This window comes from Aliivibrio sp. A6 (genome assembly GCF_028765505.1).
Taxonomy (GTDB): Bacteria; Pseudomonadota; Gammaproteobacteria; order Enterobacterales; family Vibrionaceae; genus Aliivibrio; species Aliivibrio finisterrensis_A.
The window spans coordinates 133,080-151,603 of the sequence record NZ_JARACR010000002.1 but is presented as its reverse complement, the minus strand read 5'-3'; the positions used below and the strand labels follow the sequence as shown (position 1 = coordinate 151,603).

The 18,524-nt window shown below is 39.2% G+C and carries 13 protein-coding genes and 1 pseudogene; 13 read left to right on the top strand and 1 reads right to left on the bottom strand.

Going from position 1 to position 18,524, the window contains the following annotated elements; all coding sequences use genetic code 11:
- The first annotated feature begins 74 nt into the window (after nt 1–74).
- From xerD to PVK70_RS01735, 6 genes are all read left to right on the top strand, one after another.
- The gene (gene xerD, locus PVK70_RS01760; protein WP_105055533.1) at nt 75–971 is read left to right on the top strand and encodes a site-specific tyrosine recombinase XerD; all 897 of its coding nucleotides are present in this window, start codon (nt 75–77) and stop codon (nt 969–971) included.
- A 77-nt stretch (nt 972–1,048) separates the two neighbouring features.
- Nucleotides 1,049–1,822 (top strand): bifunctional protein-disulfide isomerase/oxidoreductase DsbC, encoded by a 774-nt coding sequence (gene dsbC / locus PVK70_RS01755; protein ID WP_130046886.1) that lies wholly within the window; start codon nt 1,049–1,051, stop codon nt 1,820–1,822.
- A 98-nt stretch (nt 1,823–1,920) separates the two neighbouring features.
- Nucleotides 1,921–3,660, top strand: a complete 1,740-nt coding sequence (gene recJ / locus PVK70_RS01750) for a single-stranded-DNA-specific exonuclease RecJ (protein ID WP_130046885.1) — start codon at nt 1,921–1,923, stop codon at nt 3,658–3,660.
- A 281-nt stretch (nt 3,661–3,941) separates the two neighbouring features.
- Nucleotides 3,942–5,040 (top strand): peptide chain release factor 2 gene (prfB, locus tag PVK70_RS01745; RefSeq protein ID WP_130044328.1). Its coding sequence is split into 2 segments (ribosomal slippage): nt 3,942–4,016 and nt 4,018–5,040, totalling 1,098 coding nucleotides; the frame shifts between segments, so codons are not numbered across the junction.
- 13 nt (nt 5,041–5,053) lie between these two features.
- Nucleotides 5,054–6,559 (top strand): lysine--tRNA ligase, encoded by a 1,506-nt coding sequence (gene lysS, locus PVK70_RS01740; protein ID WP_130046884.1) that lies wholly within the window; start codon nt 5,054–5,056, stop codon nt 6,557–6,559.
- 375 nt (nt 6,560–6,934) lie between these two features.
- The gene (locus PVK70_RS01735; RefSeq protein WP_130044326.1) at nt 6,935–8,272 is read left to right on the top strand and encodes a sigma-54-dependent transcriptional regulator; all 1,338 of its coding nucleotides are present in this window, start codon (nt 6,935–6,937) and stop codon (nt 8,270–8,272) included.
- A gap of 67 nt (nt 8,273–8,339) precedes the next feature.
- On the opposite strand, the gene mutH is transcribed toward PVK70_RS01735, so the two are convergent.
- Nucleotides 8,340–9,008, bottom strand: a complete 669-nt coding sequence (mutH, locus tag PVK70_RS01730) for a DNA mismatch repair endonuclease MutH (protein ID WP_130046883.1) — start codon at nt 9,006–9,008, stop codon at nt 8,340–8,342.
- 598 nt (nt 9,009–9,606) lie between these two features.
- On the opposite strand from mutH, the gene rppH reads away from it, so the two are divergent.
- From rppH to PVK70_RS01695, 7 genes and pseudogenes are all read left to right on the top strand, one after another.
- Nucleotides 9,607–10,119 carry an RNA pyrophosphohydrolase gene (gene rppH / locus PVK70_RS01725; RefSeq protein ID WP_122036636.1) on the top strand — a complete coding sequence of 171 codons (513 nt, stop codon included), beginning with the start codon at nt 9,607–9,609 and terminating at the stop codon, nt 10,117–10,119.
- A 36-nt stretch (nt 10,120–10,155) separates the two neighbouring features.
- On the top strand, nt 10,156–12,417 hold the full coding sequence (gene ptsP / locus PVK70_RS01720; protein ID WP_130046882.1) for a phosphoenolpyruvate--protein phosphotransferase: 2,262 nt from the start codon (nt 10,156–10,158) through the stop codon (nt 12,415–12,417).
- Nucleotides 12,418–13,221, top strand: a complete 804-nt coding sequence (locus PVK70_RS01715) for a sulfite exporter TauE/SafE family protein (RefSeq protein ID WP_130044323.1) — start codon at nt 12,418–12,420, stop codon at nt 13,219–13,221.
- Nucleotides 13,222–13,231: 10 nt separating this feature from the next.
- Nucleotides 13,232–14,083, top strand: coding sequence for a prolipoprotein diacylglyceryl transferase (gene lgt, locus PVK70_RS01710; RefSeq protein ID WP_130046881.1), 852 nt, complete (start codon nt 13,232–13,234; stop codon nt 14,081–14,083).
- A 97-nt stretch (nt 14,084–14,180) separates the two neighbouring features.
- Nucleotides 14,181–14,738, top strand: a pseudogene (locus PVK70_RS01705) (thymidylate synthase); the annotation flags it as partial.
- Between the two features lie 148 nt (nt 14,739–14,886).
- Nucleotides 14,887–16,143, top strand: a complete 1,257-nt coding sequence (locus PVK70_RS01700) for a tyrosine-type recombinase/integrase (RefSeq protein WP_274441254.1) — start codon at nt 14,887–14,889, stop codon at nt 16,141–16,143.
- The gene (locus tag PVK70_RS01695; protein WP_274441253.1) at nt 16,140–18,524 is read left to right on the top strand and encodes a site-specific integrase; all 2,385 of its coding nucleotides are present in this window, start codon (nt 16,140–16,142) and stop codon (nt 18,522–18,524) included. Before PVK70_RS01700 ends, PVK70_RS01695 begins: the two co-directional genes overlap by 4 nt.

Below are 18,524 nucleotides of genomic sequence, written 5' to 3'. Positions count from 1 at the left end.
ATGAAAGCCGTGATAATTGTTTAATACTGTAATTCTAACCAGTATTTTTTGGTTTTCAGTAAATGGTGATGGCAATGAACAATGATATGGCTTTAATTGAGCGTTTTTTAGATACCATGTGGATGGAGCGTGGTTTATCTGAGAATACGTTGGCTTCGTATCGAAATGATTTGGTGAAATTACTGCAATGGCTAGAAGATAATCATTATAAGTGTGCCTCTATTTCAGCAATGGGATTAAATGAATATCAAGCGTACTTGGTAGATAAAGAATATAAACAAACATCACGAGCGCGAATGCTGTCTGCTTTGCGTCGTTTTTTCCAATATTTACATCGAGAGAAAATTCGTGGTGATGACCCAACGGCACTATTAATGAGCCCTAAACTACCGCAACGATTACCTAAAGATTTGAGTGAGGATCAAGTAAACGATTTATTAGAAGCGCCTAATGTCGATGACCCACTAGAACTTCGTGATCGTGCGATGTTAGAACTGCTTTATGCAACCGGTTTACGTGTGACGGAATTAGTCAGTTTAACCATGGAAAATTTGAGCCTTCGTCAAGGTGTGGTTCGTGTTACTGGTAAGGGTGACAAAGAACGTTTAGTGCCGATGGGAGAAAATGCGGTAGATTGGATTCAAACGTTTTTAGACCAAGGACGCCCAGCTTTACTTGGTGAAAAAAGTTCAGATGTGGTTTTTCCAAGCAAAAGAGCAAGACAGATGACAAGACAAACTTTTTGGCATCGTATTAAGCATTATGCTGTGATTGCTGGTATTGATACGGATAAATTATCGCCACACGTCTTGCGCCATGCGTTTGCGACACACCTATTAAACTATGGTGCAGACCTACGTGTCGTACAAATGTTACTAGGACATAGTGATCTTTCGACAACACAAATATATACTCACGTAGCAACGGAACGTTTAAAACAGATCCATCAAGAGCATCACCCTCGTTCATAGTGATAAAGGGAACTTCTTGTTGGTTTACTACTCTACAATTTAAACCTTCTATTTTTACTTTTTTTATAGGTACTTTTATGTCATTTATTCGCCGTACTAGCGCGATGTGTATTGCTCTATTGAGTGTAATTTCTTTTACAGCATGTTCTGATGAGCAAGCAAAAGAGAAAGTGGTAGCGCCTTCTGTCGAAGTCTCTCAATCTGATTCAGAGCAAGCGATTACTCAACGTTTAACTGCATTGGGTTTACCTGTAGAAGCCATTCACGACTCTGAAGTTGATGGTTTTAAACAAGTAGAAACACCATTTGGTATTTTTTATGTATCAGATGATGGTAAGCATTTCATTCAAGGTCGTATTTTTGAGTTTGATGAAAATGGCAATATGAAAGATTTATTAGCGGCTCGTTTTGCAAAATTGGTTGATAGCCAAAGTGAGAACATGATTGTGTTCCCTGCTAAGGATGAAAAACACGTTATCACTGTATTTACAGATATCACTTGTGGTTACTGTACAAAACTTCATAAAGAGATGAAAGACTATAACGATGCAGGTATTACTGTTCGTTACTTGGCTTACCCTCGTCAAGGTTACCAAGGCTCTGTTGCAGATAAAATGGCACAAATTTGGTGTGCTGATGACAAACAACAAGCGATGGAAGACGCAAAATCACACCGTGCAATTAATGGTGAAAAACCAGCAACAGCTCAGTGTAAGAGCATCATCAAAGAACAGTATTTATTAGGTCGTAAAATGGGTGTAAATGGTACACCTGCAATTGTACTGCCTAATGGTGATCTTGTACCTGGTTACAAGCCAGCACAAGAGCTTTTGAAAGACTTAGAAAAATAATTCTTACGTAATTGAATTTAAATCCCCGCAATACTTATTTAACTTAAGTATGCTGCGGGGATTTTTTTATCTTTATAAACCTAACCTTGGGCCAAATCATGATTGAAGTGAAACGTCGTCTTATTCCAGAAATTCCAGCACTTCCGAGTTCAATTCCTTCAATCTTACAACGGATTTATGCAGCTCGTGGTATTACATCAAATGATCAGTTAGAGCGTGGTGCTAAATCCTTGCTCTCATTTCAATCAATGCATGGCATAACTAAAGCCGTTGATATTCTAGTTGAGGCGATCGCAAAACAAACTCGTATTATTGTCGTGGGTGATTTCGATGCTGATGGCGCGACAAGCTCAGCATTATCTGTAATGGCGTTTCGAATGATGGGCAGCAGTAATGTTGACTACCTAGTACCGAATCGTTTTGAAGATGGCTATGGATTAAGCCCTGATGTGGTGGATCAAGCCAAAGCGATGGGCGCAGAAATCATTATGACGGTGGATAATGGTGTTTCATCCATTGATGGGGTATTAAAAGCCAAAGAATATGGCATGCAAGTAGTGGTGACTGATCACCATTTACCGGGGGCTTCTTTGCCTATTGCCGATTCAATTGTTAATCCAAACCTAGAAGAGTGTGCTTTTCCGTCTAAATCTTTAGCCGGTGTTGGCGTCGCGTTTTATTTGATGTTAGCGATTCGAGCTCGTTTGCGTGAAAACAACTGGTTTGAAACTCAAAATATTCCCATTCCTAACCTTGCTGATTTATTGGACTTAGTTGCACTTGGTACTGTTGCTGACTTGGTCGCGTTGGATGAAAATAACCGTATTTTAGTGCATCAAGGCATACAGCGTATTCGTGCGGGTAAGTGCCGTCCGGGCATACAAGCGTTAATCGAAGTAGCAAATAAAGTTCCTTCTCGAATTGTGGCTTCTGATTTTGGTTTTGCGCTTGGGCCAAGAATTAATGCAGCAGGGCGTTTGGATGATATGTCATTTGGCGTTGAATTGCTGATGTCGAATAACATTCATGCAGCTCGTCGTATGGCTTCAGAGTTGGATGCCTTAAATCAAACTCGCAAAGAGATTGAGCAAGGGATGAAAGACGAAGCCATGGCCATTTGTGAGCGATTAGAATTTGGCGCACAAAGTGAACTGCCGTTTGGTTTGGTTTTATTTCAACGCGATTGGCATCAAGGTGTTATTGGAATTCTCGCTTCTCGCATTAAAGAAAAATATCACCGTCCAGTGATCGCCTTTGCTGATGGCGGCGATGGCTTTATTAAAGGGTCGTGCCGTTCTATCTCTGGCTTTCATATGCGTGATGCGCTGGATTTAATAGATACTCGAAATCCGGGGTTGATCTTAAAATTTGGTGGTCATGCGATGGCAGCAGGATTAACCATTAAAGAAGTGGATTATAAGAAGTTCAGTCAAGCCTTTGATGATGTGGTGCGTGAATCAGTAGAAGAAGAGACGTTAACTGGAGTCGTACTGTCAGATGGCGAGCTAACACCGGAAGAATTTACTTTAGGTACTGCAGAGATCATTCGAGCGGGCGGTCCATGGGGACAAGCTTTCCCTGAGCCTATTTTTGATGGTGAGTTTAAAGTATTAAATCAACGCTTGGTGGGTGAAAAACACCTTAAGTTGATGTTGGAACCACTGCATAAAGATTTTCCAACCAATAAAATGGTTGATGCTATTGCATTTAATATCGATGTTCGTCGCTGGCCTGATGCCTCTGTTCAAAAAGTAAAACTGGCTTATCGTTTAGATATTAATGAATTTCGAGGCAATCAAACATTACAATTAATGGTTGAATACATAGAACCAATGTAATTTCATTGCACTATAAAGAAAAAAGAAAGCAAAAAGGTTAACTAACACTAAACATCACGTTAAGTGATACCTAATGATATGTTGCATTTTTGCTTTGTATGAAAATAGAAAGGCGCGTATTCCGGCTAGAGGTTAAATAAAAAGAAAATTGGTGTGATTAAATTTACACCATTTTCTCAATCCTTATTGTTCTTGCTTTCAGAGGGTGAAATACCTCGATTTCTATCACACTTTTGGTTAAAATCTCTCGGTTATTTTTTATTCGGCGATGATAAAACACCATGTTCGAAATTAATCCTATTAAAAACCGTCTCCAGGATGTGTCTGATCGCACAAATATCCTGAGGGGGTACCTTTGACTATGATGCTAAGAAAGAGCGTCTAGAAGAAGTCAATGCAGAGCTAGAACAACCAGAAGTATGGAATGAACCTGAGCGCGCACAAGCATTAGGTAAAGAACGTGCTTCTTTAGAAGCGATTGTAGAAACTATTGACCAATTAGACCAAGGCGGCGAAGACGTTGAAGGCTTACTTGAGTTAGCAGTAGAAGAACAAGATCAAGAGACGTTTGATGAAATTGAACCAGAGCTTGCTGACTTAGAAGAAAAACTAGCGGCGTTAGAATTTCGTCGTATGTTCTCTGGTGCACATGATGCATCTGATTGTTATATTGATTTACAGTCAGGTTCTGGCGGCACAGAAGCGCAAGATTGGACATCAATGATGTTACGTATGTACTTGCGTTGGGCGGAAGCCAAAGGATTTAAAACGGAAATAATCGAAGTTTCTGATGGTGATGTAGCAGGCCTAAAAGGCGCAACAGTACGCATTTCTGGTGAATACGCTTATGGTTGGTTACGCACAGAAACTGGCGTACACCGTTTAGTTCGTAAATCACCATTTGATTCAAGTGGTCGTCGACATACCTCATTTGCCTCAGCGTTTATCTATCCTGAGATAGATGACAACATTGAAGTAGATATTAACCCTGCTGATTTACGTATTGATGTATACCGAGCTTCTGGCGCGGGTGGTCAACACGTAAACACCACTGAATCTGCGGTACGTATTACTCACGTTCCGACAAATACAGTAGTGCAATGTCAAAATGATCGTTCTCAGCATAAAAACAAAGCACAAGCAATGAAGCAGTTGAAAGCAAAACTGTTTGAACTTGAGCTTCAGAAACAAAACGCAGAGAAACAAGTAAACGAAGATTCTAAATCCGACATTGGGTGGGGCAGTCAGATTCGCTCATACGTATTAGATGATTCGCGCATTAAAGATTTGCGTACCGGCATTGAAAATCGTAATACGCAAGCCGTATTAGACGGTGATTTAGATAAATTTATCGAAGCCAGCTTAAAATCTGGATTATAAGAAAGGGTTCATTATGACTGACCAAGTACAACTAGATGAAAACAAACTGATTGCAGAACGTCGTGGTAAATTAGACCATATCCGTCAAGCATGTAAGGCGAATGGCCACCCGAATGACTTCCGTCGTGATAGTCTTGCGAGTGACCTTCAAGCTGAGTTTGGTGAAAAGACCAAAGAAGAGCTAGAAGAACTAAACCATATCGTTGCTATCGCAGGCCGTATCATGGCTAAGCGTGGTCCTTTCTTATTGATCCAAGAAGTGTCTGGTAAGATCCAAGCTTATGCATCGAAAGATGTGCAAAAAGAGCTTAAAGACAAATACCAAGGTCTAGATATCGGTGACATCATCGGTGTTAAAGGTGCTCTACATAAATCAGGTAAAGGCGATCTTTACGTGAACATGGAAGAGTACGTATTGCTAACTAAAGCACTGCGTCCATTACCTGAAAAATTCCACGGTTTAACTGACCAAGAAATGCGTTACCGTCAGCGTTATGTTGACCTTATCGTAAATGATGATTCACGTACTGCATTTGTTATCCGCTCTAAAGTGGTTTCTGCAATTCGTAACTTCATGGTTGATAAAGGCTTCATGGAAGTTGAAACGCCAATGATGCACGTTATCCCTGGTGGCGCTTCTGCACGTCCATTCGTAACACACCATAATGCACTTGATGTTGATATGTACCTACGTATCGCTCCTGAGCTTTACCTAAAACGTCTAGTTGTTGGTGGTTTTGAGCGTGTGTTCGAAATTAACCGTAACTTCCGTAACGAAGGCTTATCTCCACGTCATAACCCAGAATTCACAATGATGGAATTCTACATGGCGTATGCTGATTACAACGATCTAATGGATCTAACAGAAGCAATGCTATCTCAAGTAGCTATCTCTGTTCTAGGCAGTGATAAAATGCCTTACGGTGAGTATACCGTTGATTTTGGTGGCAAATACGCACGTATGAGCATGCTAGACGCGATTAAACTATACAACCCAGAGCATGCTGAGATTCAAGCGCTAACGTACGAAGGCGTTCAAGATCGTGACTTAATGGTTTCTATCGCGAAATCAGTGCATGTTGACGTTGAAAGCTTCTGGACATGTGGTCAGCTTCTTGAAGAAATCTTTGGTGAAACAGCTGAGCCTAAGTTAATGCAACCTACGTTCATCACTGAATACCCAGCGGATATCTCACCATTAGCACGTCGTAACGACAACAATGATTTCATTACAGACCGTTTTGAGTTCTTTATTGGTGGCCGTGAAGTAGCAAATGGTTTCTCTGAGCTTAATGATGCTCAAGACCAAGACGAGCGTTTTAAAGCGCAAGTTAACGCAAAAGAGTCTGGTGATGATGAAGCAATGTTCTATGATGCTGATTATATTACAGCGCTTGAGCACGGTTTACCGCCAACAGCGGGTCAAGGTATCGGTATTGACCGTTTAGTGATGCTATTCACTAACACTCACACAATTCGTGATGTTATTTTATTCCCTTCTATGCGCCCTCAAGCATAATTTAGAATAAAGTGATAAATTAAAGAGTAGCTTTTAAAGCTGCTCTTTTTTTTTATAAAAAGGAAAATATTAGAATACAAGCACACTTCCTCATCAATTGACCTAACTTTTACATTTCTTTTTAAAGTAGAGGAATGGCTATAAAAGTAATAAAAACACCTTCCTTTATATTATAAAATTAAACTCATCTCATAGATGAGGCATATTTCTTTCTGGTATGTTAAGTATCATTTATTTTTTATCTGTAGTTTTGTGTATTTTTGTTAAAAAGATGACGAGCATCTCATTTATGAGACTGTGATGAGTCTTAAAACCTGTATAGTTGCCTTTAGAAGAAAGTTTAGTTGGTTAAATAAAGAATTTAGAGGTAAGGCTATGGGTACTCAGTTTCGTATGGATTCTGTTCCAGGTTCGTTAGTGGTTGTTGGTGGAAGTTACGAACCTTGGTTAGCAGTATTAGAACAAGTTGGCTGGCGTTGTCATCGTTGTTATGACCTTCGTGCAGCGCAAGCATTGTTTGATGAAATTGGGCCATGTATTGGTATTGTTGATCTAAGCCAAGATGATTTTAGCCTTAATGGTATTGCAACGTTAGTAAATAATAATAAACAAGTGCGTTGGATGGCATTTATTCGTGAATCACAACTAAGCTCAGATACTATTTGCCAATTTATTGTGAATTTCTGTATTGATTTCTTTACCGCTCCAATTCCTGATGCTCAGTTGCTAAGTACGATTGGTCACCAATTAGGTATGCTAAAATTAGAACGTAAAGTTTGGCCAAATATGGGTCAAAAATCGGATTTAGGCATTTTAGGTGAAGCGCCGGCAGTTAAGCGTCTACGAGATCAAATTCGTCGAGTAGCACCAACAGATGTTTCTATTCTTATCTCTGGTGAAAGTGGCGTTGGTAAGGATGCGGTAGCAAAAGCAGTACATGATTCTTCTGGTCGTAATAAAGGGCCATTTATTTCATTAAACTGTGGTTCATTATCTGATTCAAAAATAGAACAAGAGTTGTTTGGACTGGATTTATCCGATTACCAAGAGTCTAAACTGTTCCAAGCGAGCGGTGGCACTTTGTTCTTAAATGATATTAATGATTTACCAGCGACTCAACAGCAACATTTATTACGCTTTTTACAAGAAGGTAATATAGAAACAACTCAGGGTTTTATTGATCTTGATGTGAGAGTGATTGTTGCAAGCCATATTGATCTTGAAAAAGCGATAGAAGAAGGTAACTTTAAAGAAGAGTTATATTATCGTCTGAATGTACTTCGTATTCATGTCCCTTCTTTAAAAGAGAGAAGTTCAGATATTTCGATCTTAGCGGATCATTTTCTTCAACGCTATGCCAGAGAATACAATACGCAAGCACGTACTTTCTCAGAAGATGCAATGCAAACTATGCTGCATTACCAATGGCCGGGTAATGTTCGTGAATTAGTTAACCAGGTTAAACGTGCAGTATTACTTGCAGATAGCATGACGATAGATCTTGAGCATTTAGATCTTCCACAGCGCAGTGATACAAAACGAAGCTTACGTGTTATTCGTGAAAATTCAGAGCGTGATGCACTCTTGATGGTATTAGAGTCTCATGATGGTCAGGTGTCCTCTGCTGCAAAAGAGCTAGGAGTGTCGCGTGCCACCATGTATCGTTTATTGAATAAACATAACTTGATTTCTGAGCCAAGAAGCTACAGCTAATAAAAGCAAAGTTAACAAAAGCAAAGTTAGCAAAAGGGTCTTATCTTAATCAGAGATAAGGCCTTTTTTAATTAAAGAATGATTTTAAGATCGCATGAGTAAAATGAGTTTTTAAATAAAACCCTCTTGGTAGCGTTTTAATTGGGTTTCCATTCTCCCCGTAAGCTTCAGTAAGGGCTCGGCTGTTTGCCGCTTTAGGTCTAAGCTGTAAAACTTCGCCATGCTTTGCCGTGATAGATTCCACTTTTCCTAAGACAATTAAGTCCATTAACTCTTCCCAATCTTGCTTTAATTGGTGCTCTTCTGCTATGGAAGGTTTCCACAGTACAGGATAACCAACATGTCGGTCACCGACAGGGATTTCTCGCTCCCCTTCAACAGGGATCCACAGAACATGAGCTAATTTATGGCGAACATGAGATTCCTCCCACTTTAAACTATGTACCCCAGTTAGAGGTGCAACAGAGACAAAAGTGGTTTCAAGAGGTTTTCCGCTATAACTGATCGGAATTGTTTTGAGTTCAATACCAAGATCAATGAAATCAGGCAATGGTTTACTGCCTGCAGAAGCGCCTAAATGCCATTCTAATAACTGGCCAACCCAGCCTTTATCTCGCTTTAAATTTTCAGGGACAGCTATCTCTGCTTGTTCAGCAAGTTCAGAGAGCGTATAGCCTGCAATGTTTTCAGCTCTGGTTAATAGTTCATTAATACTGTTTGGTGGTGGTTGCTTCATAGTGGCTCTTTAATGGCGATAGAACGTTAAGATTACCATATAATCTTTTCTATTTAGCACTCTTGATTGGATCTTCTCAAGTTATCCACATTGAAGATTATTTTTTGCTCTATATTTGTTTTTATGGATCTATGTACAGTACTTTGTTTCTTAATAAGTTATTGACTTTTTAAGGGCGAGCACATTATAGAGCTTGTAATTGTGGGTAACCATCAAGTTGCTCGATCTTTAACCGATCTGTGTTCATATTATTCAATCAGAGTTAAATAAAAAAGATCCAATTAAAGATCTTTTGTTTAACTTTATGTTTATTATGATATTTATTGATTTCCCATTATTATCTTTACTCTATTGATAAATTGATTTTTATTGCTCAATTTGATTTGTTTTTATCTTCTTCACAAAGTTATACACAGAAAAGGTGAATAAATGTGGGGCAGCTCTCATTGTTATGTTGATAAGTTCTCTTGTGATTAAAAGTTATTCAATAAAAGAGGTTATTTTAGTAAAACGTGATAAGAAAGCGTGATCCTGTTTGCTCAAAGAGACGATCTGTGAAAAAATCATAGGCAATATAAGTTTAAGATGAGGTCATCCAGTGATAGATGGCGATGGTTTCCGCCCGAACGTCGGGATAGTGATATGCAATAGCCATGGTCAAGTATTCTGGGCGAAACGATACGGACAACATTCTTGGCAATTTCCACAAGGTGGCATTGATGATGGTGAGACACCAGAGCAAGCAATGTACCGAGAATTGTATGAAGAAGTTGGTCTGACAAAAAATGATGTACGTATTTTAGCAAGTAGCCGCCATTGGTTACGATATAAATTACCGAAGCGTTTAGTTAGATGGGATTCAAAACCTGTCTGTATTGGGCAAAAACAGAAGTGGTTTTTGCTACGCTTGGAATGTGACGAATCCAAGGTGAATATGCAAAGAGATCGCACGCCAGAATTTGATGGTTGGCGATGGGTAAGTTATTGGTACCCAGTTAGACAAGTGGTTTCATTTAAGCGTGATGTATATCGTCGAGCCCTCAAAGAGTTCGCGGTAATTGCTATGCCGTTTAAGGAACGAAAATTTAAAAGGAAAGGTAAAAAAGGTTAAGCGGTCGATACCTTATAACCTTAAGGATTGCCTCTTATGCTTACTCAACTCAGGGACATAGTTGATCACGTCGCTAAAGCAGAATCGCTCGATGATGCTTTAGCGTTATTAGTGAAGAATACCCGTCACTCAATGCGAACAGAGTGTTGCTCAGTCTATTTAATGAGTAATGATAATCTGCGTTTAGAATTGATGGCTACCGAAGGGTTAAAAGCCAAGCCGAATACCGTTTCACTTGGTATTGATGAAGGGCTTGTAGGCCTGGTTGCCCGTAGCTGCGAGCCATTAAACCTCGCTAATGCCTCAGTACACCCCTCGTATAAATACATTCCAAGTATTGCTGAATATAAATTTAACTCTTTTTTGGCGACGCCGATCATCTATCGTCGGCAAAATTTAGGCGTTTTAGTTGTTCAACAGAAAGAGAAACGCCAATTTACAGAAGTGGAAGAATCCTTTCTTGTTACGCTTTCTGCTCAACTTGCAGTGGTATTAGCGCACGCGAAAGCACACGAAAGTTGGTCTGCTCATCTACAAACTTCAGTAATACAACAGAAACAATTTAAAGGGATCTCTGCATCTAATGGCGTAGGTATTGCCCCTTTATGGTTTGATGATGCCCAACCTAAAATAGAAGCAATTTTACCAAGTTCTTGTCTTGATATTGAGCTGGAAAAAGATCGTTTAGGTACGGCGGTTGAGTTAGCACTAAAGGATTTTAGACGTTCGAAAAAGCGTTTTGAGCAAGAGCTAAACAACGAAACGTTAGCAATCTTTGATCTCTTTACTCACTTATTAAATGATCCAATGCTGAAAGCTGATCTGAAAAAACAGATCGATAAAGGGGACTCTGCTGAGTGGGCATTGCGCCAAGTTATTGAGTCTTATGCTGGCCGTTTTGAGAGAATGAGTGACTCTTATTTAAGTGAGAGAGCAAATGACGTTAGAGAGCTAGGACAGCGTTTACTCTACTTTTTAAACTATGAAGATAACCTAGATATTGAACTGTCTCACCCTGTTATTTTGGTGACAAACCAATTAACAGCTTCAATGCTTGCGAGTATCCCAAAAGATAAGTTAAGAGGGGTTATCTCTCTCGAGGGGGCAGCTAACTCTCACGCTGCTATTTTATCTCGAGCTTTAGGCATTCCGGCGATTATGGGCGTAGAGTTTAACCCAGCTCATTACCATAAATCATTAGCCATTGTTGATGGTTACAGTGGCTTGCTTTATATCAAGCCGACAGAAGCGCTAACTCAAGAATACATCGAATTACAAAACGAAGAGATCGCACTCTCTGAGTTAATAACACAAGATCTAGATAAACCAACATTAACGCTAGATGGGCATTTGATGAAGATCCATCTTAATGCTGGATTAAGCGCAGACTCAAGCATTGCTGTTAACCAAGGGGTTGATGGTGTAGGGCTGTATCGCACCGAAATACCCTTTTTATTGCAGCAGAGATTTCCTTCTGAAGAAGAGCAATATTTGCAATATAAGGCAATTTTAGAAACCTATCCTCAAAAACCAGTCATCATGAGAACGTTGGATATTGGTGGGGATAAGCCATTACCTTATTTACCAATAGAAGAAGATAACCCATTTTTAGGCTGGCGTGGCATTCGATTCACTTTAGATCATCCTGATATTTTTTTACTGCAGCTAAAAGCCATGGTCAGAGCGAATATTGGCAATGAAAATTTATCGATTATGTTGCCGATGATTTCAGGGATACCAGAATTAAAACAAGCACGAGTGTTGATTAATCAGGCTTATGAAGAGGTGCTTAGTGAGTCTGATGAAAGCTTCTCAAAACCGCGCATAGGTATGATGGTTGAAGTACCCTCAATGCTGTATTTATTACCCAGAGTTGCAGGACTTGTTGATTTTATTTCTGTTGGTACTAATGACTTAACTCAGTATTTATTAGCAGTAGATAGAAATAACTCACGAGTTTCTCATGTGTATGAGTCTTATCATCCTGCGGTATTGTTAGCATTAAAACAGATTATTGATACGGCAAATCAGTGTCGATTACCCGTGAGTGTCTGTGGAGAATTGGCGGGTGATTCCATTGGATGTTTATTGTTGATGGGCCTGGGTTACAACAGTTTAAGTATGAATACCTCTAATGTAGCAAAAGTTAAGTATATTATTAGACAGGTAGGGTTATCAGAAATAGAAACGCTAATAACCAAACTTTTACACCATGATGATGCAGAGCAAATTTTAGCTGATATGATGGCGTTTTTTGAAGAGAAGAATCTTTCAGGATTTATTCGAGCAGGTAAATAAATGTCAGTGGATTTTTGGTCTATTTTTGCACTCTATCTTGCGTTAGGCAGTGTTGTTGGAGTAATGGCTGGCTTATTAGGCATTGGTGGTGGATTACTTGTTGTTCCTGCATTGTTATGGTTACTTCCCCAAGCAGGGATTGACGCCACTATTGCAATGCAAATGGCATTAGGAACCTCACTAGCGACCATTATATTCACCTCAAGCTCATCGGCATGGAACCATTTACGTTTAGGCAATGTCGAAGTGGGGCTTATTAAAAGTTTAGCGCCAGGGGTTATTCTAGGCGGTTTTATTGGCAGTTACCTTACCGAATTAATACCAGCACATTATTTACCGAAAGTGTTTGGTGTTATTGTGCTTTTATTAGCTCTACAGATGCTGTTAGCGCTTAAATTTACGGCGACAAGAATAATGCCATCACCGCTTAAAGTAGCGACATCCGGTGGTGTTATCGGTATCGTGTCTAGCTTAGCGGGCATTGGTGGTGGGTCACTAACGGTACCTTATTTAAGTTTTCATGGTGTTGAAATGAGAAAGGCCATTGGCAGTTCTTCATTATGTGGCACATTAATCGCTATTGCAGGCATGATAGGGTTTGTAATACATGGTGTAAATGTGGAAAACTTACCGCCAATGAGTTTAGGTTACGTTTATTTACCCGCATTGTGTGGTATTAGCTTTACCTCTATTTTAACCACTAGAGTTGGGGCTAAATTAGCGTCACATTTACCAACACCGACATTAAAAAAAATCTTTGCCGTATTTCTAGTATTTATTGGCAGTAAAATGTTCTTAGGATAAGAGAGTAGTCATGAGTCAGGGGTATTTGAACTTCCCACACATCGATCCAGTTTTGATTGAAATAGGGCCATTAGCAGTACGCTGGTACGGCTTAATGTATTTATTCGGTTTCATGTTTGCCTTATGGCTTGCTAATAAACGTGCTGATAAACCAAACAGCGGTTGGACTCGTGATCAGGTGAGTGATCTTCTGTTTGCAGGCTTTTTAGGGGTAGTCATTGGTGGACGTGTTGGTTATGTCCTGTTTTATAACTTTGGCCATTTCTTAGAGAATCCTCTGTACTTATTTGAAGTCTGGACGGGCGGTATGTCTTTCCATGGTGGCTTGTTAGGTGTTATCACTGCAATGCTCTGGTACGGTTATAAAAATAATCGTAGCTTCTTTACCATTGCTGATTTTGTAGCGCCATTAGTTCCATTTGGTCTAGGTGCCGGTCGTCTTGGTAACTTTATGAATGGTGAGTTATGGGGCCGTGTTACTGATGTACCTTGGGCTATGGTATTCCCAACGGGTGGGCCTTTCCCTCGTCATCCATCTCAGTTATATGAATTTGCACTGGAAGGTGTTGTTCTATTCTTCATTCTAAATTGGTTTATTCGCAAGCCTCGTCCACTAGGTGCAGTTTCTGGCTTATTCCTATTTGGCTATGGAACCTTCCGTTTCTTGGTCGAATACGTTCGCCAACCTGATGCTCAGTTAGGTCTATTTGGTGACTGGATTTCAATGGGACAAATTTTATCATTGCCAATGGTGATTGGTGGTCTATTGATGATGATTTGGGCATTCAAACGTAATCTTTTTGCGACTGATTTGAAGAGCAGCGGCACCAAGTCAAAGAAATCGAAATCAAAAGCAAAATAAATTCATAAAAATACGCTAGAATGGCGTGAATGACGATTTATAGTAATGGCCTCTCGTTTGAGGCCATTTTTTTAACTAATTTTAAGAGAGCAGACCCGTGAAGCAGTATTTAGATTTATGCCAACGCATCGTTGATGAAGGGACTTGGATTGAAAACGAACGTACAGGAAAACGCTGCCTAACGGTGATTAACGCCGATTTAACTTACGATGTTGCTAATGGCCAATTTCCGCTAGTAACGACACGTAAGAGTTTTTGGAAAGCGGCAGTCGCAGAGATGATTGGCTATATTCGTGGTTACGATAACGCAGAAGACTTCCGTAAGATTGGCACTAAAACATGGGATGCGAATGCGAACTTAAATGATGCATGGCTGAATAACCCTCATCGTAAAGGTGATGATGACATGGGCCGTGTATACGGTGTACAAGGTCGTTCGTGGGCAAAACCAAATGGTGAGTTTGTCGATCAACTGAAAAAGATCATTGATGATTTAAGCGCAGGTATTGATGACCGTGGTGAAATTTTAAACTTCTACAATCCTGGTGAGTTTGATATGGGTTGCTTGCGTCCATGCATGTACTCACACCATTTTTCACTATTAGGGGATACATTGTACTTAAATAGTACTCAACGCTCGTGTGATGTTCCGCTTTTATAACCCCTATAATAAAATGCATAGTTAGTAGTTTAAATTAACCTCTCTCTCCTTCCCTCTTGTATTTATTGTGCTATATTAATAATGCATAGTTCGTTTTATTTACATTATCTATGTTGATTTAATGCACATTTCGAGGGTTCGTATGGACAAATCTGTAGTCATATCTGCTGGCAAGAAGCTTGATATATCAAACTCTATCGTACATGAAGATTTTTCTGAATATCCAAATTTATTAATGCTTGCTGAAGGTGTAGCTGTTTTTAATGATAAAATGGAACTCCTTCCGCTTATCTCGGACTTTCTCACCCACTACAGACAAAACCATAGCGATAAGTCTGTTCAGACCTACGCAAACAACCTGCGTTATTTAGTTGAATATCTTACAACGCACGATGAGAACCATATCGATTCAAGCCGAGATAACTGTCTGCTCACGGTACATGTTAATGAAATTCAACGTTACTTTAGTTATTGCAAAAGTGATAAAGACAAGAATGGAAAGATTAAACAGGCAATAAGCGGTAAAACTATAGCGAATCGAGATGCTACTTATGGCAAATTTTTCAATGAATTTTTATGCAATCCTCCTTCGGGCTATAAATTAATACGAAGCGAAAACCCTTATGAGAATGGCAAGCTCGCTGTTCATGCTAAAAATACGCTTATTAAGCCTGCGCTCTTTTCGGACATTGAAGCTCTGATCCTAGTTGCGAACTATGAAAGAGAAAAGTGTCTGATTCAGTTTATGTACGATACTGGGGTGCGTAGGCAAGAAGTTGAAGATGTAGAGCAAGGAAGCATCGCACAGTTATCGAGAAGCTCTAGGAAAAGCATCATTGAAGATGATGGAACGATAAAAATTCCTAGCGAATATCATGCTATGGAAATAAAAGGTAACAAAGGTCGAGGTCGAGAAGCTAAATATCGTGAAACAGTCGTTTCGAAGGTAACAATCAATAGAGTGCAAAGATATCATTCGAGCATTGAATATAAAAGACATAAGCGTAAATGGGTAGGTAGTTCGCTACCAGCCTTTTTAAATGCAGATGGCAACCCTTACACTGCGTCAGCAGTGAGTAAATTAATAAAAAAACTTTCCGATAGAGCATTAAAGCTTGGATTAATAAAAACTATTATATCGCCGCATAAGATCCGACATGGGTTCGGAGCTATGCTGCTTAACTCGGACGATTTTGGTAAATCACAGTTAGATAGACTATTGCTTTTGCAACAGTGCTTAGGTCACGGCTCGTTAGAAACAACACAAGTATATACAAAAATACCAGTTGGAGTTTGGGAGAAGTTTGTGGATCGTAAAACAGGTGTAGAGCTGAAAAGACACGAATTAATGAAAAAGCTAAAGGACAGAACTAAAGCCAAAAAAGGACGATCAAATTGAAGCCTAATAAACAAGCATTGAGCGTTTTATACAATGATGACATTGAAGTTATATCGGAATTGATGTGTAACTTTATATCTATGTGTGAGTTAAATCCTAACCAATTATGGGATGTGGAGCTTACATCTAGACATGGAAGTAAATTTAAAAGTGCAAACGAAAAAGATGACTATTTAGATCTGGTTGGCTTTGCTTCTACTACATATCTAGCAAACAAGCTTTCATGTCAGTCACAAATACTTGAAAACACAGAGTTACTTGAGCTTCGAAAAAAGCTTAATCAACTTTTGCTCAAGCATGAAGTATCTCTCCCCTACAGAGAAGTTAAAGGAAGTAGTCATTCTTTAGGAAGCGACCTAGATCTCCGTAGAAAATTTTTGAAATGGGCAAAAAGCTTAGAAGATGAAGACAAACAAAATCTTCCAACTTTCGGAACTCTGATCGATAAAAGAGCGTTTTCACATGTAATTAGACCTGAACGTTTAAGAACTATGTTGCCATTAATCGGGAAGGCGTATAGGCAATTTTCAAGTGAGATCATTAAGCTTAAAGGCATTGCTTATAAAACAATAAAAGAACGTGAAGATAAGCGCAGCGAGGCGGCATTAGATAAAGATGAAAGCATCATTTCTCAATTTCATAAATTAAGAGATGAAAAACTGACTAGCATTGAAGACTTTGCTTCTGAAACTAATGGCTATATACATGTACAACAAGCTTTTTCAGCAGCATCGTTAAACGTAAATTCGAAATCGGGTATTTCTAATTATCTTCACGGTTACAGGCATTATATTGATTTTTTAGCAAATAAAGAGGTTTCAGGTAATAGCAGTATTAAAGAATGTTTTGATTCGTGGTCGCTGCGTGAGTTCAAGGAATACTTGGGCAATAAAATCGGGGATGCAGACCTATCGACTGCAACTGCGAATACTCTAATGTCAGTGCTTCGGCTGACATTAGAGAAGTTAAAAACGATAAGACATTTAGACTTAAGCTACTATCCTGCTGATGGATTCGAGGTTGTAAGGGCATCGAAGGCGTACAAGCCGTATTCATCCAGTGAGCGTAAGCAAATACATGAAATGCTAGAAAAAGAGTTAGCTTATGTTCGAAGTAAACTAGAACCATATCAGAAGTTGGATAGAGAAAATGCCAATCTTGATAATCCTAAAGTACAGGCTCGGATTATTTTTGAAGATGATTGTGATTGTATCCCCACATACGCAGGTGGTTGGGCGGCAAAAGAACGCACTGAAGGCCAGAAAAAGCTTGTGGCATTTGCAAGTAACCGAATGCTCTCGCTTCACAATTTATACGATGAATGGGGAGTGTTAACGAGAAGAGTAACTTATACAGAAGTAGGTATATATGTTTTAAAAATGGCGCAAGTTCTGGGTATGAACTTGAATCCTATTTTAGATTTAGATATCGATGATTACCAAGAGCATCACCCTCTCACTAATAAGCCTTGTTTAACGTACTGGAAAGAACGTTCAACAGGCGAAAAAATGTTACATCTAGATTTGTTTCATGCTGACCTCCAGTGGTTAACTACAAGCCAAAATTACTTTGTTGCAGATGTATTTTCTGAAGTTATTAAGTTAACTTCAGAGGCAAGAAAATATTCGGATTTAGAGTTGACACAACGTCTTTTTATCACTTATGAAAATAAGTCCATCCCGTTAAATGAAAATTCAATGAGTAAACTTTACTCAACATTGGTCGAAAAATACGAACTCAAGGGTGATGATGGTGAGCCGCTAGTATTAACTACGACAAGATTCAGACCGACACTTATAAGTGAACTGATCGATAAGGGTGTATCAATCCGAGAAATTCAGTACCTTCTTGGACACTCTTCTCTTTACACGACAATGAAATACCTAGATCAACTAGATTTTGACCGAGTCATACGAGATAAAGCCAGAAAAGCAATAGAGAATATTTATAATAACGCAGCTCAGCCACAAACTGGAAATCGCAAAGCACATCGTAAATATGATGAAGAGCAAGTGATCATGAAAACCCCGCTTGGCGGCTGCAAAAACATATTCGATCCACCTGATTTTATTAAAAAATCGTCTCTGTATGTCAAGGGAAAGCCCTGCTCTCAGTATAATAAGTGCCTTGGTTGCGAGAATGTAATGTTAACCGAAAGGCATCTACCTGACTTATTTGCAATGCAAAGAGATTACCTAGCATCAATAGAAACATCTGAAGTTATTAATACACCGTACTATGTCGTGGTATTAGAAAACCTATCTTTGCTTGACGACATTTTAAATCCTGAAACGTCAGAGTTTGACGAAGAGATACTAAAGCAAGCAAAAGAAGACTCACTATTCATCGAAACCAACATTTTAGATTCATGGGGTAACTAA

Bases quoted from the DNA above. Each gene is read 5' to 3' on its own strand.
- xerD (WP_105055533.1), top strand. From the start codon at position 75: ATGAACAATGATATGGCTTTAATTGAGCGTTTTTTAGATACCATGTGG.
- dsbC (WP_130046886.1), top strand. From the start codon at position 1,049: ATGTCATTTATTCGCCGTACTAGCGCGATGTGTATTGCTCTATTGAGT.
- recJ (WP_130046885.1), top strand. From the start codon at position 1,921: ATGATTGAAGTGAAACGTCGTCTTATTCCAGAAATTCCAGCACTTCCG.
- lysS (WP_130046884.1), top strand. From the start codon at position 5,054: ATGACTGACCAAGTACAACTAGATGAAAACAAACTGATTGCAGAACGT.
- PVK70_RS01735 (WP_130044326.1), top strand. From the start codon at position 6,935: ATGGGTACTCAGTTTCGTATGGATTCTGTTCCAGGTTCGTTAGTGGTT.
- mutH (WP_130046883.1), bottom strand. From the start codon at position 9,008: ATGAAGCAACCACCACCAAACAGTATTAATGAACTATTAACCAGAGCT.
- ptsP (WP_130046882.1), top strand. From the start codon at position 10,156: ATGCTTACTCAACTCAGGGACATAGTTGATCACGTCGCTAAAGCAGAA.
- PVK70_RS01715 (WP_130044323.1), top strand. From the start codon at position 12,418: ATGTCAGTGGATTTTTGGTCTATTTTTGCACTCTATCTTGCGTTAGGC.
- lgt (WP_130046881.1), top strand. From the start codon at position 13,232: ATGAGTCAGGGGTATTTGAACTTCCCACACATCGATCCAGTTTTGATT.
- PVK70_RS01700 (WP_274441254.1), top strand. From the start codon at position 14,887: ATGGACAAATCTGTAGTCATATCTGCTGGCAAGAAGCTTGATATATCA.